Source organism: Methylobacterium sp. GXS13, from assembly GCF_001455965.1.
Taxonomy (GTDB): Bacteria; Pseudomonadota; Alphaproteobacteria; order Rhizobiales; family Beijerinckiaceae; genus Methylobacterium.
Genome location: NZ_LKKO01000018.1, coordinates 1 through 24,119, shown reverse-complemented (window position 1 = coordinate 24,119; position 24,119 = coordinate 1). Strand labels below are relative to the sequence as shown.

The 24,119-nt window shown below is 67.9% G+C and carries 21 protein-coding genes, 1 tRNA gene and 1 pseudogene; 12 read left to right on the top strand and 11 right to left on the bottom strand.

The genetic code is table 11. The annotated features are described in order from the left end of the window. Positions 1-192: 192 nt before the first annotated feature. From AO398_RS28115 to AO398_RS05205, 5 genes are all read right to left on the bottom strand, one after another. The gene (locus AO398_RS28115) at positions 193-579 is read right to left on the bottom strand and encodes a hypothetical protein (protein WP_152997417.1); all 387 of its coding nucleotides are present in this window, start codon (positions 577-579) and stop codon (positions 193-195) included. A 155-nt stretch (positions 580-734) separates the two neighbouring features. Beyond that, on the bottom strand, positions 735-1,145 hold the full coding sequence (locus tag AO398_RS05220) for a DUF1236 domain-containing protein (protein ID WP_058190974.1): 411 nt from the start codon (positions 1,143-1,145) through the stop codon (positions 735-737). 36 nt (positions 1,146-1,181) lie between these two features. After that, entirely contained in the window at positions 1,182-1,364 is a 183-nt protein-coding gene (locus AO398_RS28110) for a hypothetical protein (protein WP_152997416.1), read from the bottom strand. Positions 1,365-1,581: 217 nt separating this feature from the next. After that, positions 1,582-2,973: an HD-GYP domain-containing protein gene (locus tag AO398_RS05210; RefSeq protein WP_058190972.1), complete on the bottom strand. Its 1,392-nt coding sequence runs from the start codon at positions 2,971-2,973 to the stop codon at positions 1,582-1,584. Positions 2,974-3,506: 533 nt separating this feature from the next. Next, positions 3,507-4,610, bottom strand: a complete 1,104-nt coding sequence (locus tag AO398_RS05205) for an L-dopachrome tautomerase-related protein (protein ID WP_058190971.1) — start codon at positions 4,608-4,610, stop codon at positions 3,507-3,509. A gap of 232 nt (positions 4,611-4,842) precedes the next feature. Here AO398_RS05205 and AO398_RS28750 point away from each other — a divergent pair, with 232 nt between their 5' ends. Beyond that, positions 4,843-5,118 (top strand): hypothetical protein, encoded by a 276-nt coding sequence (locus AO398_RS28750; RefSeq protein ID WP_160329307.1) that lies wholly within the window; start codon positions 4,843-4,845, stop codon positions 5,116-5,118. A 69-nt stretch (positions 5,119-5,187) separates the two neighbouring features. On the opposite strand, the gene AO398_RS05195 is transcribed toward AO398_RS28750, so the two are convergent. Further along, positions 5,188-5,262 (bottom strand) — tRNA-Val (locus tag AO398_RS05195). A gap of 318 nt (positions 5,263-5,580) precedes the next feature. On the opposite strand from AO398_RS05195, the gene AO398_RS05190 reads away from it, so the two are divergent. The 9 genes from AO398_RS05190 (at position 5,581) to scpA (ending at position 17,846) form a co-directional block, all read left to right on the top strand. After that, positions 5,581-6,624, top strand: a complete 1,044-nt coding sequence (locus AO398_RS05190) for a hypothetical protein (RefSeq protein ID WP_058190969.1) — start codon at positions 5,581-5,583, stop codon at positions 6,622-6,624. Beyond that, positions 6,624-8,810 carry a glycosyltransferase family 2 protein gene (locus AO398_RS05185; RefSeq protein WP_058190968.1) on the top strand — a complete coding sequence of 729 codons (2,187 nt, stop codon included), beginning with the start codon at positions 6,624-6,626 and terminating at the stop codon, positions 8,808-8,810. Before AO398_RS05190 ends, AO398_RS05185 begins: the two co-directional genes overlap by 1 nt. 190 nt (positions 8,811-9,000) lie before the next feature. Beyond that, complete coding sequence (locus tag AO398_RS05180; RefSeq protein WP_058190967.1) at positions 9,001-10,338, top strand: MFS transporter; 1,338 nt, start codon at positions 9,001-9,003, stop codon at positions 10,336-10,338. Between the two features lie 118 nt (positions 10,339-10,456). Further along, positions 10,457-11,713 carry a ubiquinol oxidase subunit II gene (gene cyoA / locus AO398_RS05175; protein ID WP_058190966.1) on the top strand — a complete coding sequence of 419 codons (1,257 nt, stop codon included), beginning with the start codon at positions 10,457-10,459 and terminating at the stop codon, positions 11,711-11,713. Positions 11,714-11,788: 75 nt separating this feature from the next. After that, on the top strand, positions 11,789-13,789 hold the full coding sequence (cyoB, locus tag AO398_RS05170; protein WP_058190965.1) for a cytochrome o ubiquinol oxidase subunit I: 2,001 nt from the start codon (positions 11,789-11,791) through the stop codon (positions 13,787-13,789). 4 nt (positions 13,790-13,793) lie between these two features. Then, positions 13,794-14,426 carry a cytochrome o ubiquinol oxidase subunit III gene (gene cyoC, locus AO398_RS05165; protein ID WP_058190964.1) on the top strand — a complete coding sequence of 211 codons (633 nt, stop codon included), beginning with the start codon at positions 13,794-13,796 and terminating at the stop codon, positions 14,424-14,426. Beyond that, complete coding sequence (gene cyoD / locus AO398_RS05160) at positions 14,423-14,827, top strand: cytochrome o ubiquinol oxidase subunit IV (RefSeq protein WP_058190963.1); 405 nt, start codon at positions 14,423-14,425, stop codon at positions 14,825-14,827. The genes cyoC and cyoD overlap by 4 nt, the downstream gene beginning before the upstream one ends. 14 nt (positions 14,828-14,841) lie before the next feature. Beyond that, on the top strand, positions 14,842-15,624 hold the full coding sequence (locus AO398_RS05155; protein WP_058190962.1) for an SURF1 family protein: 783 nt from the start codon (positions 14,842-14,844) through the stop codon (positions 15,622-15,624). A 56-nt stretch (positions 15,625-15,680) separates the two neighbouring features. Next, positions 15,681-17,846 (top strand): methylmalonyl-CoA mutase, encoded by a 2,166-nt coding sequence (scpA, locus tag AO398_RS05150; protein WP_058190961.1) that lies wholly within the window; start codon positions 15,681-15,683, stop codon positions 17,844-17,846. A gap of 43 nt (positions 17,847-17,889) precedes the next feature. Here the strand turns inward: scpA and AO398_RS05145 are convergent, their stop codons facing one another. Further along, positions 17,890-19,014 (bottom strand): alpha/beta hydrolase, encoded by a 1,125-nt coding sequence (locus tag AO398_RS05145; protein ID WP_058190960.1) that lies wholly within the window; start codon positions 19,012-19,014, stop codon positions 17,890-17,892. A 218-nt stretch (positions 19,015-19,232) separates the two neighbouring features. Between AO398_RS05145 and AO398_RS05140 the strand changes: the two genes are divergently transcribed. Next, positions 19,233-20,867 (top strand): alpha-D-glucose phosphate-specific phosphoglucomutase, encoded by a 1,635-nt coding sequence (locus tag AO398_RS05140; protein WP_058190959.1) that lies wholly within the window; start codon positions 19,233-19,235, stop codon positions 20,865-20,867. A gap of 67 nt (positions 20,868-20,934) precedes the next feature. On the opposite strand, the gene AO398_RS05135 is transcribed toward AO398_RS05140, so the two are convergent. The 3 genes and pseudogenes from AO398_RS05135 to AO398_RS05125 form a co-directional block, all read right to left on the bottom strand. After that, positions 20,935-21,309 (bottom strand): VOC family protein, encoded by a 375-nt coding sequence (locus AO398_RS05135; protein WP_058190958.1) that lies wholly within the window; start codon positions 21,307-21,309, stop codon positions 20,935-20,937. Positions 21,310-21,373: 64 nt separating this feature from the next. Next, positions 21,374-22,070 (bottom strand): annotated as a pseudogene (locus AO398_RS05130) (YafY family protein). 50 nt (positions 22,071-22,120) lie between these two features. Further along, the gene (locus AO398_RS05125) at positions 22,121-22,618 is read right to left on the bottom strand and encodes a GNAT family N-acetyltransferase (protein WP_058190957.1); all 498 of its coding nucleotides are present in this window, start codon (positions 22,616-22,618) and stop codon (positions 22,121-22,123) included. 198 nt (positions 22,619-22,816) lie between these two features. Between AO398_RS05125 and rpsD the strand changes: the two genes are divergently transcribed. Next, entirely contained in the window at positions 22,817-23,434 is a 618-nt protein-coding gene (gene rpsD, locus AO398_RS05120; protein WP_058190956.1) for a 30S ribosomal protein S4, read from the top strand. 111 nt (positions 23,435-23,545) lie between these two features. Here the strand turns inward: rpsD and AO398_RS05115 are convergent, their stop codons facing one another. Continuing rightward, positions 23,546-23,815, bottom strand: a complete 270-nt coding sequence (locus AO398_RS05115; protein WP_058190955.1) for a hypothetical protein — start codon at positions 23,813-23,815, stop codon at positions 23,546-23,548. Positions 23,816-24,119: the final 304 nt, after the last annotated feature.

Here is a 24,119-nt window from a genome sequence, read left to right as displayed (position 1 = left end):
TGTCGCACGCAGTGCGAGGATCAGCGCTCCGGGCCAGAACACGAATCTGAGCACGGCGATCGGCCCGATGGGGCGGCCCTTTCCCTCATACGATCGCGACCGGCGGGGACAGCGCGGAGATCGCGATCGCGAGGCGTGCCCAGACCTCAGCATCTGATAGGTCCATGCGCGATAGGTGAAGGCCTCCCGTCGCTACGCTTTCTTCATGCCCGGCGGCACGGGGCCGCCACCTCGTCGATCCGCCATCAGCACCGCTTCGTCTGCCCGAGAGATTTCTGCGTGGGACAAGCTCAAGGCCCGCCCCGAACACGCAAAACGCATCGACGACAGGAACTCGAACACGATCTTGAGCGTAGAGGTCCGATTTACCGGGATTATATCGCCATGTTTCGGCTTGCTCTGCTCGCCTTTACCTGTGTTATGGTTGTGCCGGCCACGGCCGAACCGGCGCGGTCGGTTGTCGGAGTCCAGTCGGCGCCTCTCATCGATCCTGTGACGCTCAAGGTGAACGAAGCGGCAGCCAGACGCATGGATGCCGCGAGCAAAGCTCGGGACGTCGCCTGGGACGCGAAGATCCATCGGACGATGTCCGGTGTCTGCCGCGGCTGCTGAACGGTTGAACGTAGGGCCGGGCGAATCAACGGCCTGCAAACGGTCGCCGGCCGCGCGGGCTACCAGCTTCGGGTTGCAGGCCGTATCCAGACTGTGCCGATGTCGAAGCGTCCGGAACCTGCCTACTCGATCACCTCGACGATGCGACGCGTCCGCGGTTCGACGAGGACGGGGTGGTCGTTGACAATGGTGTAGTTGTAGTTCGGCAGAGCGAACTCGGACGGCACGTCGTAGTAGACGACGCCGTCCTCCGGCAGCACCGTTCCGACCCGCACCGATCCCGCGTAGGCGAACGATGGCCGTCGCTCGCCAATCACGTAGATGCGGAAGCGCTCGCGCCGGTCGATGCCGAGCATGCTGTTGGCAGTCCCCACGGCCGCTCCGATTGCCTCGCCGACCACGGCGCCGAGCGGTCCCGCGATGGCCTCGCCCCGCTCCCGGCCATCCTGCGCACCGCGTGCCAAGCCCTGTGCATGAGCCGGCGTCACGGCGCCGAGCATCAGCACCACCGGAAGAGAGATCCAAAGTCGCATGGCGTCCTCAGCAAGCAGCAGGAAGGGTTACGAGAATCAGCGGCACCAGGGAGCGGCTCCACACCACCGGATCGGTGCCTGATTGATGGATCCTGTGGTCACCGGATCGCCCGTTGCCGGACGCGCCAGCGCGCCCTCCACCGGCCGGTTGGCCTTCGCCAGCATCACGGCCGAGAAGCAACAGAGCGCGAGGGCTGCGACCCAGAGGGCACCTCTCACGGTTCGGATCGTTCGTCTGGACATATCCGAGACGCTGACCGCCCTCGGTTAGCGAACTCTTGCACGGCGCGTGATGCGTTCGTGCGGATCCTCGCGGAGGAAGCCGCAGACACGCGATCATCGAAGGCCGGGGGCAGCCTCTGCGGCATCCTGCTGTTTCAGCCGTGCCGCCCCCGATGAGGCTTCAGGGGCGGCCTGCGTGGAAACCGGCTGTTCCTTACGCGGCCCGCGCCAGATCCCCCTCGATCGCGGCGAGAGCCAGTTCCAAGGCCGCGAAGCAGACCGGATCGAATGCCTTGTCTAGATCCGCTCGCAGAATGCCGAGGGCTTTCTCGAGCGGCATCGCCTTCCGGTACGGCCTGTCCGCGGTGAGCGCGTCGAACACGTCGGCGACCGAGACGATGCGCGTCTCCAGAGCAATCTCCTTCGCCTTCAGGCCACGCGGATAGCCCGCGCCGTCGAGGCGCTCGTGATGGGCGCCACCAATCCCCGCCAGATCGTGGAAAGCCGGGACTCGCTTCAGGATCGTCTCGGACAAAAACGCGTGGGCTCGCATATCCCGCCACTCGTCCTCGTCGAGCTTGCCGTTCTTGTCGAGGATCGTGTTCGAGACGCCGAGCTTGCCGATGTCGTGCAGGAGCGCCGCGCGCCGAAGCCAGCGACGACGGTGTGGGTCGAGGCCGAGCTCCGCCGCGATCATGTCCGCGTAGACCGCGACACGCTCGGAATGACCGGAGGTGAACGGGCTCTTCGCATCGATCACCTGAGCGAATGCGCGGGCGATATCGTCGAGGTATTCCTCGTCAATCACGATGAAGTTCTGTGCCGGCTCCAATGCCGAGACTGCACTGGTCACCTTCTCCTCGGAACCGAGGATCGTCCAGAACTCCGACGTGTCCGCGGCCCGCTCGAAGCAGGTTACCGCGTGCGGGTCGAACCATGTGCCCGACCGGCTTCTAACCTCGGCCAGCGCCGCAGCGGGACCGGCCGCGGTGTGGAACACGTCCGCCACCTGCGCGAGCAGAGCGATGCGGGCGTAGAGCGGAATCGCCCGCCCGCCGAGCTGATCCGGACGCCCCTTGCCGTTCCAGTGCTCGTCCAACGCGTGGATGGCCGCGCACCCGGCCGGCGGGAAGCGCAGGCGGGCTGCGATCTCGGCGCCGCGCTGGCAGCGGGTCTGGATCAGATCATCGACGATCGTACCGCCGTTCTGGAGGATGTTCAGCACGGCCTTGAAGCGTTCGGCCAAGCCTGCCTTCAGTCCGGTATGCGAGAATACGAAGCCCAGAACCTTCGGCAAGCTGTCGCTCACCGTTTTGAAGTCGCGCTTGAACCCGATGTCGTCGGATAGATAGAGCTCGCAGATCCGGGCGGCATTGCTGGAGCAGCCCAGGTCCTTGAGCATGATGGTATAGTAGAGTTCCCACAACTCGCGGGTGGGGAGCCCCATGGCGCGCCCGACATGCATTCCGATGAAGGTCGCCCGGACGCAATGGCCGGCCGGTTGTCCCTCGGTCAGGTCGAGGGCATGGCTCAACGCTGCCAGGATGTCCGATAGTCGAACGTCGCTGCGAGATGCCGTTTCAAGGCTGCTTGCGTCATGGACCATTCTGACTGTCCTCAATCAGGGCATGACGGGGTTTATATCGTAGGCGTTAATATCCGCTGTTCAGGCCTGAATTAGCCGGCGAGACCACGGCGGTCTTGCGTATTAGGCGGACTGCTCTGGTGGAGCCGGCGTCCTGTCGCCCGCTTTCAGGTTCGCAGGCATGGGTCTGGGTAGCGCCGCGTGAGCGTGACTGTCCGTGCACCCCGCGCGGTGCCGCCGCGCGTCCAGTACGACAGGCCGCGCGAACAGCCCGAAGAACCGTACGGTCTGCGGACAGGCGAGCGCCCGGCCGCGTCGGTGGACCCAGGGCGCGGGCCGGGTGGGGAGCACCGTCGGCGTCCATCGCGCCCTCCGACGACCCTCCCAAGCATCGTCACGCGCCCGGCCTGCAGGATGTCGAGGCTTGCCGTAGTGGTCACCACGATGAGGCGGCCCCGCCTGCCCCAGCGCGGGGCTCCATCGCGATCACCGTCGCCGCTGTGATCGGAAGAGGTCGCCGCGCTCACGCCTGAGCGCGATGGTAAGCCCTTCGATCAGTTGCGCAGCGGCTTCGCGCCAATCTGCAGCCGATAGATCGTCGTGGGGAATTTCACCGCCGATGCCTCGCCGCCGTTCATCGCCGGCGTGCGGTTCATCTGCGCTGCCGGGATCCACAGGCCGCCCTGCTCGTCGATCCACATCGCGTCGACCCAGACCAAGCGCGGATCCTCTACAAGCGTGCTCATGCTCCCGTCCGGGGCGATCTTGAGGATACGCAACCCGTCCGTGTCGCTCGCGTAGATCGTGCCGTCCGCGTCGATCGCCGTCCCACCCGTCGCGACCGTGGCGGCGAACAGCTTCACGTGCTTCGCCCGCTCGGCATCGCTCAGGCCGGCATCGTCCAGATAACGTGTCTCGATGCTGTAGAGGGGACCTGTGCAGGCCTGGTAGTAGAACGTCTTGCCGTCGGGGGAGACTTCGAGCTGATCGGCGTGGATGAACAGGAGCTTGCCCTTGTCGTCCCGCAAGGTGCGGCCCTGGCCGGTGAGCGGACGCTGCGCGATGGTCGACCAGTGCCCGTCGAGCGCGCGCCGCAAGGCTCCCGTGTCGAGATCGAGCACGATCAGCCCGGGCTGACCGGCATCCGTCAGGTAGACGTTGCGGCCATTGAACCGGAAATCGTCGATGAAGCTCCGATCGGTGGTCGCCGCCTGCAGCGGGTAGACCCGGCGCACAGCGTTGGTCGCGAGGTCGATCTGCACGAGTTTGGGGCCGCCTGCGAGGGGCGCCTCGCCCATGCCGGGTGCCCCCTTGTCGACCACCCACAGGTCGCCGTCAGGGCCGATGCGGATGGCGTTGACGGCCACGAAGGCCTTGGCCGGGTCGTCGCCCTGCTTCCACGCGTTCCACGCCTCGTCCGGGAACGCGACGGGCTTGCCGTCGCGCCACTCGCCGAGCTCGATGCCCTTGCCCTTCGTCTGGCGCTGGAATGGCGAGAACAAGCGGCCATCCTTCGCCTTCGTGACGCCGTTGAAGACCAAGCTCTCCGACTGAAGCATCGGCTGGAGCGCGTCGGGACCGGCCTGAGTCTCCGCAGCGTGGCTGGGCGACGATAGGCACCCGACGAGCAGGAGGGCGAAGATCGAACGGCGGGTCATGCGCATTCACGCCTGTTGCGGTTGCAGAAAATCCTGCGGCAAGGCTTGAAGCGCCGCCGGCGTTCCCAGGGGACAGCTGAATAGAGCAGCGGCCCATACCCGCACCGGCCGGGCAGCCGTATCATCCCGGTGTGTGACGCCGGGGCGGGCCGAGGCACCGGCGGGCGTCTGTCGCAACCAGTAGGCCGGCGGTCGAGGCCCTCCTGGCCTGGCGAGGCAGCCGTAGCGTTGCGTGGCCGGTACGCCGGCGAGATCGCAGTCCAATTCGGCCGAGCTACTGCAGGCGAACGGGACCGTCCATCAATCCCAGGCGAAGGGCCGGCGCCATGAGTTTACCGCTCGTGATCAAGTTGCCGTCGACCTGCCAGTGCTCGAATTCGGCATCGGGCTCGACCCTATGGCCGCTGGCACGAAGCGCCTCGACGGCCTCAACGACCCGATCGCAGCTCTCGGCCATCCCTCCACCGGCGTGACCTCGCGGCGGTGCTCGATCTGGATCAGGTCGTGATCTTCAGGGGGGTAAGGCGGCTCCGAGGGGCGCCATCGGCCGGCAGCGGGCCGGCTCGGTCATCGAGAATGGTGGAGACGACAGGGATCGAACCTGTGACCTTTCCCATGTCAAGGGAATGCACTACCGCTGTGCTACGTCTCCGTTTCGAACTGCTCAGGTTCAGTAAACCTGAAGCCGCCGAAATAGCTTTACCGGATCAGCGACTTATCGGGAGGAACCTCTACCCTGTCAAGGTAGTGCCCGCCCGCTGAGATACGCACCCGGGCCGGTGCCGTGTCAGCACCGGTGGGCCGGGCCTATAGCCGGTGCTTGGCGGGGGCGCAAGCGGAAGGTTGGCCGTCGCGGGCCGGAAACCGCGATGGTGCACGCGGGGAAGAAAATGCGCTATGGGCCTGCCGGCCGGTATTCGGCCGGGCCGCCGAGGCGGTTCCGGCATTCCGCCGCCTCAAGCTTCGGGACATGCGCTACTTCATCGATCACGATCACGGCGACTCGATCCGCGGCTGGATCGTCCCGGACAATCCCCTCGCCATCAGCCGGGTGATGGTCTCCGTCGGCGGCCAGCGCGTGGCTGAGATCCCGGCCAGCGTCATCGACGAGGCGTTCAAGCGCAACGGCTGGCACGCCACCGGGCAATGCACCTTCGTGGTGACATCGGCCGAGGTGCCGGGCCTGCCCGATATCCCGCGGCTCGAACTCTATGACGCCGACACCAACGTTCTGGTCTATCGCCGCATGCCCCCGGACGGGCTGGTGCGGCTGCGGACCATGCTGATCAACACCGGGATCGAGCCCGAGACCGCCCTCCAGGCGGCGCTCTTCCCGCATTTCCAGCACTGCTATTTCGGCATCCACAAGCTGCCGGACGAGATCCTGACCTGCGTCCTGACCGGGCCGGCCGCCCCCTCGGCCTTCCTGTCGGGGGCGGTGACGATCCCGCGCTATGAGAACTTCATGACGCCGGACCTGATGATCACCGCGATCCTGGTGCAGGACCCCTACATCGAGCTGGCGACCCGCATGCTCTGGCTGAAGGCCCGGGCCGGCGACGCCCTCGACCCCATGCGGGGTTGGCGCCTGGGGCCGCTCGCCGAGGCTGCATCCTTCTCGGGCGACTACGACTTCACCGACGTGAAGAGCCTCAAGCGCTATTTCCGCATGCTGCCGGAGCCGGCCTACCGGCTGCTCTACAACCCGCTGACCCGTCAGCTCGGCACCCGCATGCCGGAGGATCGCCTGCATCCGGGCAATTCCATTGCCGCCATCGAGATCCTCGCCCGGGTCGGCATCGTCGGCCACAAGACCCGGTACCACGCCTTCGCGTCGACCTTGTTCGACCACCTGGGCATCCACGCCCCCGTGCCGGTGCCGCCGCCGGTCCCGGTTGAGACCCAGGCGCTGGCCGAGCGCCTGCGGACGGTCAAGGCGGTGGAGGAGATGCTGGTGTTCGACGTTGCCATGTCGGATGCGGTGAAGGACTCGATCGACAAGAGCTGGAGCTGATCGTGCGGTCGAGCGAGACCGGGGCGCACGTGCCGCGCCTTCCGCCGGCGCACCTGACCGGCGCCGGGCGCAAGCGCCGCCCCCTGCCGGTGCGGGCGGCGGCGGACGGCATGCGGATCGAGCTTCCGGGGCTTGCGGGCCGCTGGCTCGAGATCACCCTGTCCAACGACCCGACGGAAGGGCTGGACACGGTTCCGAGTATGGCCTTCGTCGGCCCGGAGGGCCGTCTAGGACCGCTGCTGCCCCAGGAAGCCTCAGGCGGCGGCGCCTTCACGTGGATCGGCCGCCTCCCCGAGGACGTCATGGCGCTGCGGGTGGCCGATCCCGCCGGACGGATCCCGGCTCGACTGCGACGGGTCACCGTGCGCCGCCTCTCCCGGCCGTTCCTCGTGCCGCGCGCCCTGCCCCGCGAGCCTGCGCTCGCCCTGCAGGCGCTATACTGGAGGATCCTCGGCAAGAAGGTGCGGGCGCGGGGCCTCCTTGGCCGGGCGCTGGCCCATCGCCGGGTCACCGGATACGAGGCCTGGATCCGCACCCACGACTACCGCCGGGCCGCGCGGGCCGGGATCGCCGCCGAGATCGCCGCCTGGGCCAACCCGCCTCTGATCTCGGTCCTGATGCCGGTGCACGACCCGGATCCGAAGGTCCTCCAGGCCGCCCTCGCCTCCCTGCGGGCGCAGCTCTACCCGCATTGGGAGCTGTGCGTCGTCGACGACGCTTCGACCCGGCCCGCGATCCCGAAGATCCTCCAGCGCGCCGCCGAGGCCGACCCGCGCATCCGCCTGCATGCCCGGTCCGAGAACGGCCACATCGCCCGGGCCACCAACGACGCGCTGGGCCTCGCCCGCGGCGACGTCTGCGCCTTCATGGACCACGACGACGTGCTCACCGAGGATGCCCTCTACGAGGTCGCCCGGGCGCTCCGCCTCGATCCGGCGCTGGTGCTGATCTACAGCGATGAGGACAAGATCGACGGGCGCGGCCGGCGGTTCGACCCGCATTTCAAGCCGGGTTTCGATCGCGAATTGCTCTACGCGCAAAACTACATCAACCACCTCACCGTGGTGCGGACCGAGGCCCTGCGCGCCGTCGGCGGCCTGCGCCCGGGCTTCGAGGGCAGCCAGGACCACGACCTGCTGCTGCGCCTGACCGACGGGCTCGACCCGTCCCGCATCCGCCACATCCCCCGGGTGCTCTATCACTGGCGTGCCGCGCAGGGCTCCGGGACCTTCTCGGACCGGTCCCTGGCTAAGGCCGAAGCGGCGCGCCTGCGCGCCCTCGACGAGGTCGTGGCCCCCTGGGATGGTCGGGCCGAGCGCGGACCCTCGGGCTTCAACCGCCTGGTTCGGCCGCTTCCGCAGCCGGCCCCCCGGGTCTCGGCGATCATCCCGACCCGGGACCGCGCCGAGATCCTGTCGGTCACCCTCGACGGATTGCTGACCAGCACCGACTATCCCGACATCGAGGTGGTGATCGTCGACAACGACAGCCGCGAGCCCGAGACCGCGGCGCTGTTCGCCCGGTATCGGGACGATCCGCGGGTGCACGTCGTGCCCGTCCCCGGGACCTTCAATTTCTCGGACCTGTCGAATCGCGGTGCGGCCGCTGCTGCCGGCCCGGTTCTGCTGTTCCTCAACAACGACGTCGAGGTGCTGGAGCCCGGTTGGCTCGGGGAACTGGTCCGGCATGCGGTGCGGCCGGAGATCGGCGCCGTCGGGGCGAAATTGCTCTACCCGGACCGGACGATCCAGCACGGCGGCATCGTGCTGGGAATCGGCGGCGTCGCCGGGCACAGCCATCTCGGCGTGCCGGACGCGGATCCTGGGTATTTCTGCCGCATGGTCATCGCCCATGAGGTCTCCGCGGTCACGGGGGCCTGCCTCGCCATGCGTGCCGACGTGTTCGAGGCGGTCGGCGGTTTCGACGCCGAGGCTCTGAAGGTCGCGTTCAACGACGTGGATCTCTGCCTGAAGATCCGCCGGGCCGGCTATCGCATCGTCTGGACGCCATTCGCGAAATTGATTCACCACGAGTCCAAGAGCCGCGGGGCCGAGGACACGCCGGAGAAGCGCAAGCGCTTCGAGGGCGAGGTGCTCACCATGCTCGATCGCTGGGGACCGGAACTGCGGGCCGACCCCTACTACAACATCAACCTGTCACGGAACTCGGCGCATTACCGGGTCTAGGACGGCGCACCGGACCAGCCACGCGGGCCGGATTTCATCCCTGTCGGCGCGCCGCTCCCCCCGGGGTGGCATGCATGCGTCAGTGGGTGAACTTGCGTCGGAAGCCGGTTGCGATACCTCTGGACATGCCGCATGAGGCGGTTCCGGCCATGGTGCCCGAACGGGCGCGCGGCGAGGGCGGCAGTCAACCATGAGTGCGAACACCCCAATGGCCTCGGCCACGACTTTAGAGCGCGATGCTCAGCAGGCGATGGGAGACCACAAGGTCCACCCGAACGAGATCGCCATCGGCGTGGTCATCGGCCGCGCGTCCGAATACTTCGACTTCTTCGTGTTCGGCATCGCTTGCGTGCTGGTCTTCCCGAAGGTGTTCTTTCCGTTCGTCGATCCGCTGACCGGGACACTGTACGCGTTCTCGATCTTCGCGCTGGCGTTCATCGCCCGGCCGATCGGCTCGGTGATCTTCATGGCGATCGACCGCCGGCACGGACGCAGCGTCAAGCTCACCATCGCCCTGTTCCTGCTCGGTGCCGCGACCGCGGCGGTGAGCTTCCTGCCGCGCTACGACAGCATCGGGATTTCGTCGGTCTACATCCTGGCGGTGCTACGGGTGCTGCAGGGGCTGGCGCTCGGCGGCGCCTGGGACGGGCTCGCCTCCCTGCTCGCCATGAACGCCCCCCGGGAGCGCCGCGGCTGGTACGCGATGATCCCGCAGCTCGGCGCGCCCCTGGGCTTCATGGTGGCGAGCGCCCTGTTCGCGTTCTTCCTGGTCAACCTCGACGAGGCCGACTTCATCGATTGGGGCTGGCGCTTCCCGTTCTACTGCGCCTTCACCATCAACGTGGTCGCCCTGTTCGCCCGGCTGCGTCTGGTCGCCACCGAGGAGTTCGCCCGGATGATGGACCTCGACCGGCTGCGGCCGGTCCCGGCGCTGGAGCTGTTCCGGCACCATGCGGGCGACGTGATCCGTGGCGCCTTCGTGCCGCTCGCCGCCTTCGCGCTGTTCCATCTGGTGACGATCTTTCCGATCGCCTGGCTGGCGCTCAACAACACCCATCGCTCGCCCGGCGAGTTCCTGATCGTCCAGTTCTCGGGGGCCATCGTCTGCGCCGGCGCCATCGCGGCCTCCGGCTTGATCGCCGACCAGATCGGACGCCGCAACTGCCTGATCATGAGTGCCTCGCTGATCGCCTTCTTCGCGCTCGGCAGCATCATCGCACCGCTCCTGTTCGGCGAGAGCGCGATCGGCCAGACGATCTACGTCACGATCGGCTTCATGCTGCTCGGCCTCGCCTACGGCCAGACCGCCGGTGCGGTGACGGCCCGGCTCGGCAACCACTATCGCTACACCGGCGCCGCGCTGACCTCCGACTTCGCCTGGCTGGTCGGTGCCGGCTTCGCGCCGCTGGTGGCTCTGTTCCTGTCGCAGCGCTACGGCCTGGCTATGGTCGGTGTCTATCTCCTGTCGGGCGCGGCCTGCACCCTTGCGGCCTTGTTCCTCGACCGGTCGGAAATGCGCCAGATGTAGTCGGCCGCCGCGCGGCGAAGGCTGCGCGGTCACCCTCCAGAATCTGCCGGGACTGCCGCGTCTTGCGCGGCACGGCAGGGACGCCGCGTCTGCGGCTTGGGATAAAGAGACGAGTGCTGTGACCTCTTCGACCCCTCTTCCGGACAGGATCGCGCCCGCCCCACGCCGGGCCGGCCTCGCGCGGCGGCTCGTGCCGCTTCTCGCCCTGCCGCCGGTCCTGGCGCTGCTGGGCGGCTGCAACCTCGTGGTCATGAGCCCGGCCGGCTACGTCGCCGAGCAGCAGCGCAACCTGGTGCTCGCTGCCACTGGGCTGATGCTCCTGATCATCATCCCGGTGATCTTCTTCACCCTGTTCTTCGCCTGGCGCTACCGCGCCACCAACGAGGACGCGGTCTACGATCCCGAATGGCACCACTCGACCCAGCTCGAGGTGCTGATCTGGACGGCGCCGCTCATGATCATCATCGCGCTGGGCGCGCTGACCTGGATCGGGACCCACACCCTCGATCCGTTCCGGCCGCTCAGCAAGATCGACGCGAAGCGCGACGTCCCGGCCGGCGTCGAGCCGCTCCAGGTCGAGGTGGTCGCCATGGATTGGAAGTGGCTGTTCCTCTACCCGCAATACGGGATCGCCTCGGTCAACGAGCTCGCCGCCCCGGTGGACCGGCCGATCCAGTTCAAGATCACCGCCACCGACGTGATGAACACGTTCTACATCCCGACTTTGGCCGGCATGGTCTACGCGATGCCGGGCATGCAGACCCAGCTCCATGCGGTGATCAACCGCGAGGGCGCTTATGAGGGCCGCTCGGCGCATTACAGCGGCGCCGGCTTCTCGAACATGTTCTTCAAGTTCAACGGCGTGACCAACGAGGCCTTCGACCAGTGGGTCGCCAAGACCAAGGCGCAGGGCGGCGAGCTGACCCAGGACGCCTATCTGGAGTTGGAAAAGCCGAGCGAGTCCGAGCCGGCGCGGTTCTACAAGTCCTACGCGAAGGGCCTGTTCGATCGGATCATCGGCATGTGCCCGCGGCCGGAGCAGATGTGCGTCGGCGAGATGGTGAAGATCGACGCCCGGGGCGGTGCTTCAGGAGAGGAGGCCGAGGCGAATTACGACCGGCTCCAGTATGACAACCGCATGGCCGATCGCGGCAACGAAGCCCCCGGCGCGACCGGGCCGGCATCCGGGACCGGTCCGCACGGGCAGACGCAGCCGCAGGGCATGAAGCCCAGGCCCGATATGGGCAATCCGGACTCGCGCGGGCAGGGCGAAACCGCGCTGCCCGGGCAGGAGAAAGCGCCCGAGATCAAGGCGCCTGACAGCCAGGGCCAGAAAGAGGGCGGGCAGATCGCGCCCAAGCAGCTCAACCAGTAAGAACGCTCGCGTGAACGCGGGCCCCACACCCAAAACCCGGCGGTCGCCGTCGAACCCATTGAACGGGCCGATCCCATGTTCGCAAACTTGGACCTACAACAGTTGATCTTCGGTCGATTTACGATCGAGCAGATCCCGTATCACGAGCCGATCCTGCAGGCGACCTTCGCCGGCGTGGCCGTGGTCGGCCTCGCCGTCCTCGGCGTGATCACGTATTTCCGCTTCTGGGGGCCGCTGTGGCGTGACTGGGTCACGTCCATCGACCACAAGAAGATCGGTATCATGTACTGCATCTTCGCGCTGATCATGCTGCTGCGTGGCTTCGCCGACGCCTTGCTGATGCGCTCGCAACAGGCGGTGGCGTTCGGTTCGGAGCAGGGCTTCCTGCCGCCGCACCACTACGACCAGATCTTCACCGCCCACGGCATGATCATGATCTTCTTCGTGGCGATGCCGTTCGTCACGGGGCTCATGAACTTCGCGGTGCCGCTGCAGATCGGCGCCCGCGACGTGGCGTTCCCGTTCCTGAACAACTTCAGCTTCTGGATGACGGTGTCCGGCGGCATCCTGGTGATGGTCTCGCTCTTCGTCGGCGAGTTCTCCCGCGCCACCTGGCTCGCCTACCCGCCGCTCTCCGGGGCCGCGATGAGCCCCGGCGTCGGCGTCGACTACTACATCTGGGCGCTGCAGATCGCCGGCATCGGGACGCTGCTGTCGGGCATCAACCTGATCGCGACCATCGTGAAGATGCGCGCGCCGGGCATGACCATGATGAAGCTGCCGATCTTCGTCTGGTCGTCGCTGTGCACCAACATCCTGATCGTGGCCGCCTTCCCGATCCTGACGGCCGTTCTCGCGATGCTGTCGCTGGACCGTTACGTCGGCACGCACTTCTTCACCAACGACCTTGGCGGCAACGCCATGCTGTACTTCAACCTGATCTGGATCTGGGGTCACCCGGAGGTCTACATCCTGATCCTGCCGGCCTTCGGGGTGTTCTCCGAGATCACCTCGACCTTCTGCGGCAAGCGGTTGTTCGGCTACACCTCGATGGTCTACGCGCTGGTGGTGATCACCATCCTCGCCTACTTGGTGTGGTTGCACCACTTCTTCACCATGGGCTCGGGCGCCGACGTGAACTCGTTCTTCGGGATCACGACGATGATCATCTCGATCCCGACGGGCGCGAAGATCTTCAACTGGATGTTCACGATGTACCGCGGCCGGATCCGGTTCGAGGTGCCGATGATGTGGGTGGTGGCGTTCATCGTCACCTTCGTGATCGGCGGCATGACCGGCGTCCTGCTGGCGGTGCCCCCGGCCGACTTCGTGCTCCACAACTCGCTGTTCCTGATCGCGCACTTCCACAACGTGATCATCGGCGGCGTGCTGTTCGGCATGTTTGCCGGCGTGACCTTCTGGTTCCCCAAGGCCTTCGGGTTCAAGCTCGATGAGTTCTGGGGGAAGATGGCCCTCGTGTTCTGGGTGAGCGGGTTCTACGTCGCCTTCATGCCGCTCTACGTGCTCGGCCTAATGGGCGTGACCCGGCGCATGCAGCACTTCGACGACCCGTCGCTGCAGATCTGGTTCGTCATCGCGGCCTGCGGCGCGGGGCTCATCGCCTTGGGTATCGCCTCGCAGATCGTGATGTTCGTGGTCTCCATCCGCAACCGGGAGAAGCTGCGCGACCTGACCGGCGACCCGTGGGGCGGCCGGACCCTGGAATGGTCCACCTCCTCGCCGCCGCCGGACTACAACTTCGCCTTCACCCCGGTGGTCCACGATTCGGACGCGTGGTGGGACATGAAGAACCGCGGTTTCGCCCGGCCCATGACCGGCTACAAGCCGATCCACATGCCGAAGAACACCGCGTCCGGTGCCATCCTGGCCGGTCTGAACTTCACCTTCGGCCTGGCCATGGTCTGGTACGTCTGGTGGCTGGCGGCGCTCAGCTTCGTGGCGATCATCGTCGTCGCGATCCTCCACACCTTCAACTACAACCGCGACTTCTACATTCCCGCCGACACGGTCAGTCGGACGGAAGGGCAGCGGTCGCGCGAACTGGAAATGGCGTGATTCGATGATGCACGCAGAGACTGCACCCCCCGGCGCTGCGGCGCCGGTCTTCTACCAGACCGACGAGGAGGGCCATCATTCCGAGGGCTCGACGATGCTCGGGTTCTGGCTCTACCTGATGAGCGACTGCCTCATCTTCGCGACCCTGTTCGCGACCTACGGGGTGCTCGGCCGCAGCTACGCGGCCGGGCCCACCCCCAAGGACCTGTTCGACCTGTCGGGCATCGCGGTGAACACCGCCATGCTGCTGTTCTCGTCCATCACCTACGGCTTCGCCATGCTGGAGATGGACCGGGACCGGATCAAGCAGACGCAGATCTGGCTCGCGATCACCGGCCTGTTCGGCGTGGCCTTCGTGGCCCTGGAGATCCGGGAATTCGTCCACCTGTTCCATGAGGGCGCCCCGCCCTGGCGCAGCGCCTTCCTGTCGTCGTTCTACACCCTGGTGGCGACGCACGGTCTGCACGTCTCGGTCGGCATCCTCTGGCTGGTCGTTCTGCTGGTGCAGCTGCGCAAGCACGGCCTCATCGTCGAGAACAAGCGCCGGCTGATGTGCCTGTCGATGTTCTGGCACTTCCTCGATCTGATCTGGATCGGGGTCTTCACCGTCGTCTACCTGATGGGAGTGCTCGAATGAGCGCCGACGCGCACCACCTCACCGGTCACGGTGAGGGCACGCATGACCCGCACGCCCACAGCGAGGGCGGGCACGGCTCCTTCAGCAGCTACATCACCGGCTTCGCCCTGTCGGTGATCCTGACGGTGATCCCGTTCTGGCTGGTGATGGGCAACGTGCTCGACAACAGCCTCGTCACCAGCCTGGTGATCCTGGCCCTGGGCGGCGTGCAGATGGTCGTGCACATCATCTACTTCCTGCACATGAACACCAAGTCGGAGGGCGGCTGGACCTTCCTGGCGCTGATCTTCACCATCATGGTGGTGGTGATCATGCTCGCCGGCTCGGTGTGGGTGATGTACCACCTCAACCACAACATGATGCCGATGGATGCCCACGACGTCATGAACAACGCCCGCTGAGAGCGCGTCCGGCGATGAGGCCCGCGGGGTCGGGAGGGGGGGCTGAGCCGGGCTCGGCCCCCTCCCCGGCCCCGCTGTCGTTGTTGCGGCGCGTCGTGTTCGGCGTCGCCATGGGCCTCGTGTTCGTCGTCCTGCTGGGTCTCGGGACCTGGCAGGTCCAGCGCCGGACCTGGAAGCTCGATCTGATCGCCCGGGTCGATGCCCGCGTCCAGGCGCCGGCCGTGCCAGCCCCCGGCCCCGCCGCGTGGCCGCAGGTCGGCTCTGAGGACGCCTACAGGCACGTGTCGCTCTCGGGCGTCTTCCTCCATGATCGCGAGACGTTGGTGCAGGCCGTCACCGAGCGGGGCGCCGGTTTCTGGGTGCTGACACCCCTGCGCCGGCCCGACGCCAGCCTGGTGCTGGTCAATCGCGGCTTCGTGCCGAGCGCGAACCGGGATCCTGCGACCCGGCAGGCCGGGCAGGTGGCGGGCGAGACACGCGTGACGGGCCTCCTGCGACTGACCGAGCCGGGCGGCGCGTTCCTGCGGTCGAACGACCCGAAGGACGGGCGCTGGTACTCGCGCGATGTGGCCGCCATCGCGGCGGCACGGGGCCTCACCGACGTCGCTCCCTATTTCGTCGACGCCGACGCCGCGCCCAATCCCGGCGGCCTGCCGGTGGGCGGGCTCACGGTGATCGCCTTCCCGAACAGCCACCTGGTCTACGCCCTGACCTGGTACGGAATGGCGCTGATGCTGGCGGGCGCGGTGATCTACATCCTCCGCGGCCGTCGGACGTCTAGATCTGTGGGGGAGTAGCCCGGTTTCCGGGGGCGTCTATAATGAGGTGACAAACGCCATAACGAGTCACCGCCATGACCACCCGCATTCCGAACTTCGCCGAGATTCCTTGGGTCGGCGAGCCGCTCGCGGTGGCGTCGCCGACCCTCGGTGAACCCTGGATGACCCCGGAGGGCATTCCGGTGAAGGGCCGCTACGGGCCGGAAGACCGGGAGGGCATCGAGTTCCTCGATACCTATCCGGGCATCGCGCCGTTCCTGCGCGGCCCCTACCCGACCATGTATGTCACCCAGCCCTGGACGATCCGGCAATATGCCGGCTTCTCCACGGCCGAGGATTCGAACGCCTTCTACCGGCGCAACCTCGCGGCCGGGCAGAAGGGCCTCTCGGTGGCCTTCGATCTCGCCACCCACCGCGGCTACGATTCCGACCACCCGCGCGTCTCGGGCGATGTCGGCATGGCCGGCGTGGCGATCGACTCGATCTACGACATGCGGACGCTGTTCTCCGGCATCCCGCTCGACGAGATGACCGTGTCGATGACGATGAACGGGGCCGTGCTGCCGATCCTCGCCCTCTACATCGTCGCCGCGGAAGAACAGGGCGTGCCGCCGCAAAAGCTCGCCGGCACGATCCAGAACGACATCCTCAAGGAGTTCATGGTCCGCAACACCTACATCTATCCCCCCAAGGGATCGATGCGGATCATCTCGGACATCTTCGCGTACACGTCGCAGAACATGCCGAAGTTCAACTCGATCTCGATCTCCGGCTACCACATGCAGGAGGCCGGGGCGACGAACGACCTGGAGCTTGCCTACACGCTGGCGGACGGCGTCGAGTACATCAAGGCCGGGCTCGCCGCTGGCCTGACCATCGACCAGTTCGCCCCACGCCTGTCTTTCTTCTGGGCGATCTCGACCAACTTCTTCATGGAGATCGCCAAGATGCGGGCCGCGCGCCTGATCTGGGCCAAGCTCGTGAAGGGGTTCGATCCGAAATCGGAAAAATCCCTGGCCCTGCGCACCCACTCGCAGACCTCGGGCTGGTCGCTCACCGCCCAGGACGTGTTCAACAACGTCACCCGCACCAATATCGAGGCGATGGCGGCGACGCAGGGCGGCACGCAATCTCTGCACACCAACGCGCTGGACGAGGCGCTGGCGCTCCCCACCGACTTCTCGGCCCGGATCGCCCGCAACACCCAGCTGTTCCTGCAGCAGGAAAGCGGCACCAGCCGGATCGTCGACCCGTGGGGCGGTTCCTACTACGTGGAGAAGCTCACCGCCGATATCGTGGCGCGGGCCTGGGAGCATATCCGCGAGGTCGACCAACTCGGCGGCATGGCCAAGGCGATCGAGGCCGGCATCCCCAAGCTGCGGATCGAGGAGGCCGCCGCCCGGGCCCAGGCCCGGATCGATTCCGGCCGGCAGACGATCGTGGGCATCAACAAGTTCAAGGCCGACGACGACATGGCCATCGACCTCCTGCGGGTCGACAACGGCAATGTCCGCCGCCTCCAGATCGACAAGCTCAAGCGCCTGCGCTCCGAGCGCGACGAGGCCGCCGTCACGGCCCGGCTTGAGGCGCTCACCAAGGCCGCCGACACGAACGAGAACCTGCTGGCGCTGGCCGTCGACGCGGCCCGGGCCAAGGCGACCGTGGGTGAGATTTCCGAGGCCCTGGAGAAGGCCTGGGGCCGGCACCGCGCCGAGATCCGCTCGATCTCCGGCGTCTACAAGCGGGAGGTGGGGGGCATGTCGCCAGTGGTCGAGGAAGTCCGGGTCCTGGTGGAAGCGTTCGAGGAGAATGACGGCCGCCGGCCGCGCATCCTGGTCGCCAAGATGGGCCAGGACGGGCACGACCGCGGCCAGAAGGTCATCGCCTCGGCGTTTGCCGATCTCGGCTTCGACGTGGATATCGGGCCGCTCTTCGCCACCCCGGCCGAGGCGGCCCGGCAGGCGGTGGAGAACGACGTGCACATCGTCGGCGTCTCCTCGCTGGCGGCCGGGCACCTCACCCTGGTGCCGGAGCTGAAGGCGGCGCTCACCGAGCAGGGCCGCGACGACGTGATGATCGCCATCGGCGGCGTGATCCCGCCCGGCGACTACGACGCCCTGGTGGCGGCCGGCGCCTCGGCGATCTTCCCGCCCGGCACGGTGATCGCCGAGGCCGCGGTCAAGCTCATCCGCGCGCTGAACGAGCGGCTGGGCTACGCGGCGCGCCAGGCGGCGGAGTAGGGTCGGGTCCCGTCTCCCCGATCGCGGGGAGACGGGAGGACGCTCAGTTCAACGCCTGCGGGTCGGCCTCCGTGAGGAAGGCCGCCACCGCGTGGAGGAACTGCATGCGGTTCTTCTCCATCATCACCGTATGGGTGCCCTCGCCGAGCTCGATGAAGCGCTTGTAGGGGGCGTGGGTGAGCTGGGTGAAGTATTCCTGCGCCTGGTAGCTCGGCAGGTCCGCGTCCCACTCGGCGTGGATGAGCAGCACGGGCACGCGGATGTCGCCCGGGTCGTAGAGCGGCTTGCCCGCCGCCCAGTAGGCGTCCTTGTCGGCCACGGTGCCGTTCGGCGCACGCAGCACCGGCGGCGATTGCCGGGCGCCGACCGGGTCGCTGGCGAAGGTGGCGTCGGCCCATTGGTCGAACCAGCCGGGCGGGATCAGGTCGGCCTGCTTGTCCTCGGGCACCCCGGTGAGCCAGCGCACCTTGGCGTTGTCCCGGCTGACGCTGCGATAGGCGCCCAACGGCCCGGGACCGCCGCTCATCAGGGCCGGCGTGCGCGCCAGCCATTGCGGTGCGTACAGGACCAGCCGGTTGACCCGGTCATTGTGGGTGCTGGTGTAGAGCCCCATGGTCGAGGTTCCCCAGGACCAGCCCATCAGGTCGATCTTGTCGACGCTGCGCCGCTTCAGGATGAAGTCGACGACCTGCCCCACCACCTTGGCCGCGTCCGGCGTGCGCATGAACGGCGGGTTGTCGGCGGCCGCGGCGCCGCTGGGCGCCGGGCGCCCGGACTGCCCGTAGCCCGGCAGGTCTACGAGGTAGACGTCGAACCCCTGGCCGGCGAAGTAGTCCATCGCCGACATCCCGCCGAGCGGCAGGTCGAAGGCTGTGGAGGCCGGGTAGGTCGCGCCGTGCACGAACAGCAGGATCCGGTCGCCCGGGAACCGGTCTGTGCTGGCCGGGTGCTTGTTGCGCACGTAGATGTCGATGCCCGGCTCGCTCCACGGCAGGCGGAATTCCTCCGTCTGCAGCCGTGCCGACGGTGCGGCCGTCGCGGCGGAGGGCGGGAGGGTGGCGGCGAGGCCCGCCGCCGCGAGCGTCCCGAAGATCTGTCGCCGCGGCAATCCGGTCTCCACTTGTGTCCTGCCCAGGCGCGGGCGCGTCTGCGATGGTTCGTCCGACATGGATCCTCCCGGCCGCCTTATCTGGCAGCTCGGGCGATACAACCGTCGCGACCTGGCGGGCGCAACCGCTGGTGAACCGGACCGACACACGAAGAACCGGTTTCGTCGCCCGATCCGTTCAAACCGCTGTGACAAAGATGGCGCGATTGTGCGCTGCACGGGTGACGCCGGGTCCCAGGGCGGGCATGGAGGCGGGAGATCCAGGGAGACGCCCGTCCATGACGACTCCGACGACCATCGACACCACGCCCTTCCCCGACCAGAAGCCGGGCACCTCTGGGCTGCGCAAGAAGGTGCCGGTGTTCCGGCAGCCGAACTACGTCGAGAACTTCGTCCAGGCGATCTTCGACACCTTGCCCGACAAGGCCGGCGCCACCCTGGTGCTCGGCGGCGACGGGCGCTTCCTCAATCGCGAGGTGGTGCAGAAGACCCTCCGGCTCGCCGCCGGCAACGGCTTCGGCCGGGTGCTGGTCGGGCGCGGCGGCCTGCTCTCGACCCCGGCGGCCTCCTGCGTGATCCGCAAATCGAAGGCGATCGGCGGCATCGTCCTGTCGGCGAGCCACAATCCGGGCGGGCCGGACGGCGATTTCGGCATCAAGTTCAACGCTGCCAATGGCGGCCCGGCGCCCGAGACCGTCACCGACGCGATCTTCGAGCGGGCCAAGGCGCTCACCCGCTACAGCCTGGTCGAGGCCCCGGATCTCGACCTCGACACTTTGGGCGAGACCCGTCTCGGCGCCATGACGGTCGCGGTCATCGACCCGGTGGCCGATTACGCCGAACTGATGCGCACGCTGATCGATTTCGACGCGGTGTCGCGCCTGTTCGCCTCGGGCTTCCGCATGCGCTTCGACGCGATGAGCGCGGTGACCGGCCCCTACGCCACCGCCATTCTGGAGGGGATGCTCGGCGCGCCTCAGGGCACGGTGGTCAACGCCATTCCGAAAGAGGATTTCGGCGGCCATCACCCGGATCCGAACCCGGTCCATTGCCACGACCTGTTCGACCTGATGCAGGGGCCGGACGCCCCCGATTTCGGTGCCGCCTCGGACGGTGACGGCGACCGCAACATGATCGTGGCCCCGGGCCTGTTCGTGACGCCGAGCGATAGCCTCGCCCTGCTCGCCGCCCATGCTCACCGGGCGCCGGGCTATGCGGGCGGATTGGCCGGCATCGCCCGGTCGATGCCCACCAGCCGCGCCGCCGACCGGGTCGCGGCGGCTTTGGGCATCCAGGCCTACGAGACGCCCACCGGCTGGAAGTTTTTTGGCAACCTGCTCGATGCCGGGTTGATCACCCTGTGCGGCGAGGAGAGTGCCGGCACCGGCTCGAACCACGTGCGCGAGAAGGACGGGCTCTGGGCGGTTCTGCTCTGGCTCAACATCCTGGCCGCCACCGGCGAGCGCGCCGACGCCCTGGTCCGGGCGCATTGGCGGACCCACGGTCGCGACTACTATGCCCGCCACGATTACGAGGAGGTGGATTCGGACGCCGCCAACGGCCTGATGGACGCGCTGCGCGAAAAACTCGCCGGGCTGCCGGGCACGCGGCTCGGCGACCTCACGGTCTCGACGGCCGACGAGTTCGCCTATCGCGATCCCGTCGACGGCTCGCTCACCGAGCGCCAGGGCATCCGCATCGCCTTCGCCGAGGATGCCCGTGTGGTCTTCCGCCTCTCGGGCACCGGCACCGCCGGGGCGACGCTCCGGGTCTATCTGGAGCGCTACGAGGCCGATCCGGCCCGGCTGGACCTGCCCGTGGCCGAGGTGCTGGCCCCGGTGGTGGCGGCGGCCCGCGCCCTCGCGGAGATCGAGCCCCGCACCGGCCGGGCCGAGCCGAGCGTGGTGACCTGACCGGTTCGGGTTTCCAAAGGGCTCGGCCCTTTTGGCGGGGTATCGGGGCGGAGCCCGATGGCAGCGCTCATTGGTCCTCGGCGGGCGCATAAACCCGCAGGCGGTGCCCGTCGGGATCGACCGCGACGAAGCTCCGGCCGAAATCGAGATCCGTCGGCGCCAGGACGATCTCGGCCCCCGTCGCCAGCCAGTCGGCGTGGAGTGCATCCACGCGGGCGGCCGTGTCCACCCGGAAGCCGATCTCGCTGCCGCCGCCGGGCGTGGTGGAGGCGGGTACGACACCGCTTCGTGCCCACAGGCTCAGCGCCAGCCCCGAGGGCAGCGCGAACAGCACGAAGGTCGGGCTCGCCTCGACCGGCTCCCGGCCGAGCAGGCGCGCGTAGAGGCGTGCGCTGGCCTCCGGGTCGGTGACGTAGAGAAGGATGTTGCTGGGCTCGGTCATCGGTCGCTCCTGTCGGTGAAGGCGCGACCTCGATATCCGGCGCAGCTGCCAGATTCCGGCAGCATCAAGCAGCGGGATCAGTGATCCCCTCGACCTGCCGCCAGTCCTTGAGCAGGGTCTGCCGGCGCTTCGGATAGCGGGCGTCGAGCAACTTCGCGGCGGCGATCCGGTCGGTGCGGAAATGCCGGAAGCCTTGGCGCAGCTCGCACCAGCCCAGCAGGATGCGGGCGGCGTCGAAGAACGCCAGCGCGAACGGCCAGACGACCCGCTCGGACACCGCGTCCGCCCCGTCGCGATAGCGGAGCGCCAGCTTGCGCTCGGTGCGGATCGCCCTGCGCAGCAGCGCGGGATCGACCGCCTCAGGTGGGGCGGGCGTGCCGGGGCCGACCAGCAGCGCCGCGCTCTCGAAGGTCTCGCGCAGGTCGTTGGGCAGGACCGCGCCGATCCGGGCGAGGGCGCTCCGGGCCGCGCCGCTCAGCCGGTCGTCGGCGCGGTCGGCGACCCAGCGGGAGCCCAGGACCAGCGGCTCGATCTCCTCCGGGCTGAACATCAGCGGCGGCAGCAGAAAGCCCGGCTTCAGGACGTACCCGACTCCGGGTTCCCCCCGCGATGAGGGCGCCCATCGCCTGGAGGCTCGCGATGTCCCGGTAAAGGGTGCGCAGGCTCACGCCTATCTCTTCCGCCAGCACGCGCCCGCTGACCGGACGCCGGTGCCGCCGCAGGACGTGGAGCAGGTCGAACAGGCGTTCCGAGCGGGACATCGGGCGCGTCTACGCCCGGGTCACTGCCAGCGGATGACAGCATCCAACATTCAGGCTCGATGCCGGCTCGGGCCGAGATCCTTGACCATATGCACGGTGATGTCGTCGTCCAGCGTCCGGCCCGGGCCGCCGTAGAGTTCCTCCCGCTCCACCCGGTAGCCGAGGGCGGCGTAGAGGCGCAGGTTCGCCGTGTATTTTTTATTCGTGTAGAGGCGCAGCCGTGGGAGCCCGGCTTCGGCGGCGATCGACTCGGCGTGGGCCAGGAGCTCGGTGCCGTAGCCTCGGCCCTGATCATTCGGATGGACCGCGATGTTGACGATCAGCAGATCGTCGTCTCTGCGCAGAGTCTCGATCAGCGCGGCCAATCCTTCGCCGGATTGGAGCAGGTCGAAGCGGTGATTCAGCACTGCCTGCGCATAATTGGCCTGCATCGGCGTCGGCAGGCGGCCGATCAGCGGGATCCACTTGGCGTAGGCCGCGTCCACCAGCGCTCGGATCGCCGCCGCGTCCGCCGGCTCCGCCTGTCTGATCCGGAATGTCTCGGCCACCCGAAAAGACCCCTTGTGGTTGACCCGGGCGGGTCCATCCCCTAAAGACCCGGCCGTCGATGGGGCTCCGCACGGGGCCCCGTCGCGTTTTTACGCGCACCCGTGGGCGGGATCCTCCCGCCCTGTCGTCCCGGCCCTCGAGCGTCCGGGAAAAGGAGGGCGCGTTCCTCAATCTCGGTCACGAGAGGACGCGAAACAATGTCGAAGCGGATTCAGGCGAAGCACAAGCTCGACCGCCGCATGGGCCAGAACATCTGGGGCCGCCCAAAGAGCCCCGTCAACCGCCGCGAATACGGCCCCGGCCAGCACGGCCAGCGCCGCAAGGGCAAGATGAGCGACTTCGGCACGCAGCTGCGCGCCAAGCAGAAGCTCAAGGGCTATTACGGCAACATCACCGAGAAGCAGTTCCGCCGCTACTACGCCGAGGCGATCCGCCTGCGCGGCGATTCCGGCGAGAACCTGGTCGGCCTGCTCGAGCGGCGCCTCGACGCCGTGGTGTATCGGGCGAAGTTCGTGGCGACCCCGTTCGCGGCGCGCCAGTTCGTCAACCACGGCCACGTCAAGGTCAACGGCATCCGGGTGAACATCCCGAGCTATCAGGTGAAGGCCGGCGACCTCATCGAGGTCAAGGAATCCTCCCGCCAGCTCGAGATCGTCATCGTGGCGACCCAGCTGCCGGAGCGCGACGTGCCGGACTACATCGAGGCCGATCACGCCAAGATGACCGCCCGCGTCACCCGCATCCCCAGCCTGTCCGAGGTGCCCTACCCGGTGCAGATGGAGCCGAACCTCGTCATCGAGTTCTACTCCCGCTGAGTTGTCGGGATGCGCCCCCCGAGGCCGAGTCGGCATCGGGGTGTGCTTCGGGACTGTAACCGACGCAAACAAAGGGGCTGCCCGCAGGGGCGGCCCCTTTCCGTATCGGGCTCAGCAGCCGCTGCAGATCGTGCCCATCGTGTGGCGCATCTTGCTGTCCCAGGCCTTCGAGCGGGCTTCCGCGGCCTTCTGCGCCTTGATCATCGCGACCTCGTTGATAGGCCGGGGCGCACCCGTGACCGCCGGGCTAGGCGGCTTGGTCTGCCCGGTGGCCGTGACCCGGCGGCCGAGCCCTGCGCCGTCGGGAGCCGGGCTCTGGGCGAGGGCCGGCGCCGCCCCGAGCAGGACGCCCAGGATCACCGCGTGACGGATCGTTGCCATGGACCTGATCTCCCCGTCGGCGGGCTGTCTGAGGGCCACGCCACATTTGTCGACGACCTTAGGGCTGCCACCGCTCGCGGCGCAATCCGGGGCGGCCCTAAGCCTCTGGCCTGACGCGCGCACTTGCGCAGGACCGGTCTTCGTTTCGGCTGTGCGCATCCTCGCCGGTCGCGGCGGCAAAATCATGGTGCCCGGGGCCGCGCTCGATCGCGCCCGCGCGCGCCCAAGCGGCATCCGCTTCGGCGGCGCGCGCTCCAGGCCGGGAGGCGCCCGGTGAGCGGCGCCCCGCCCCTGCCCCGGAACC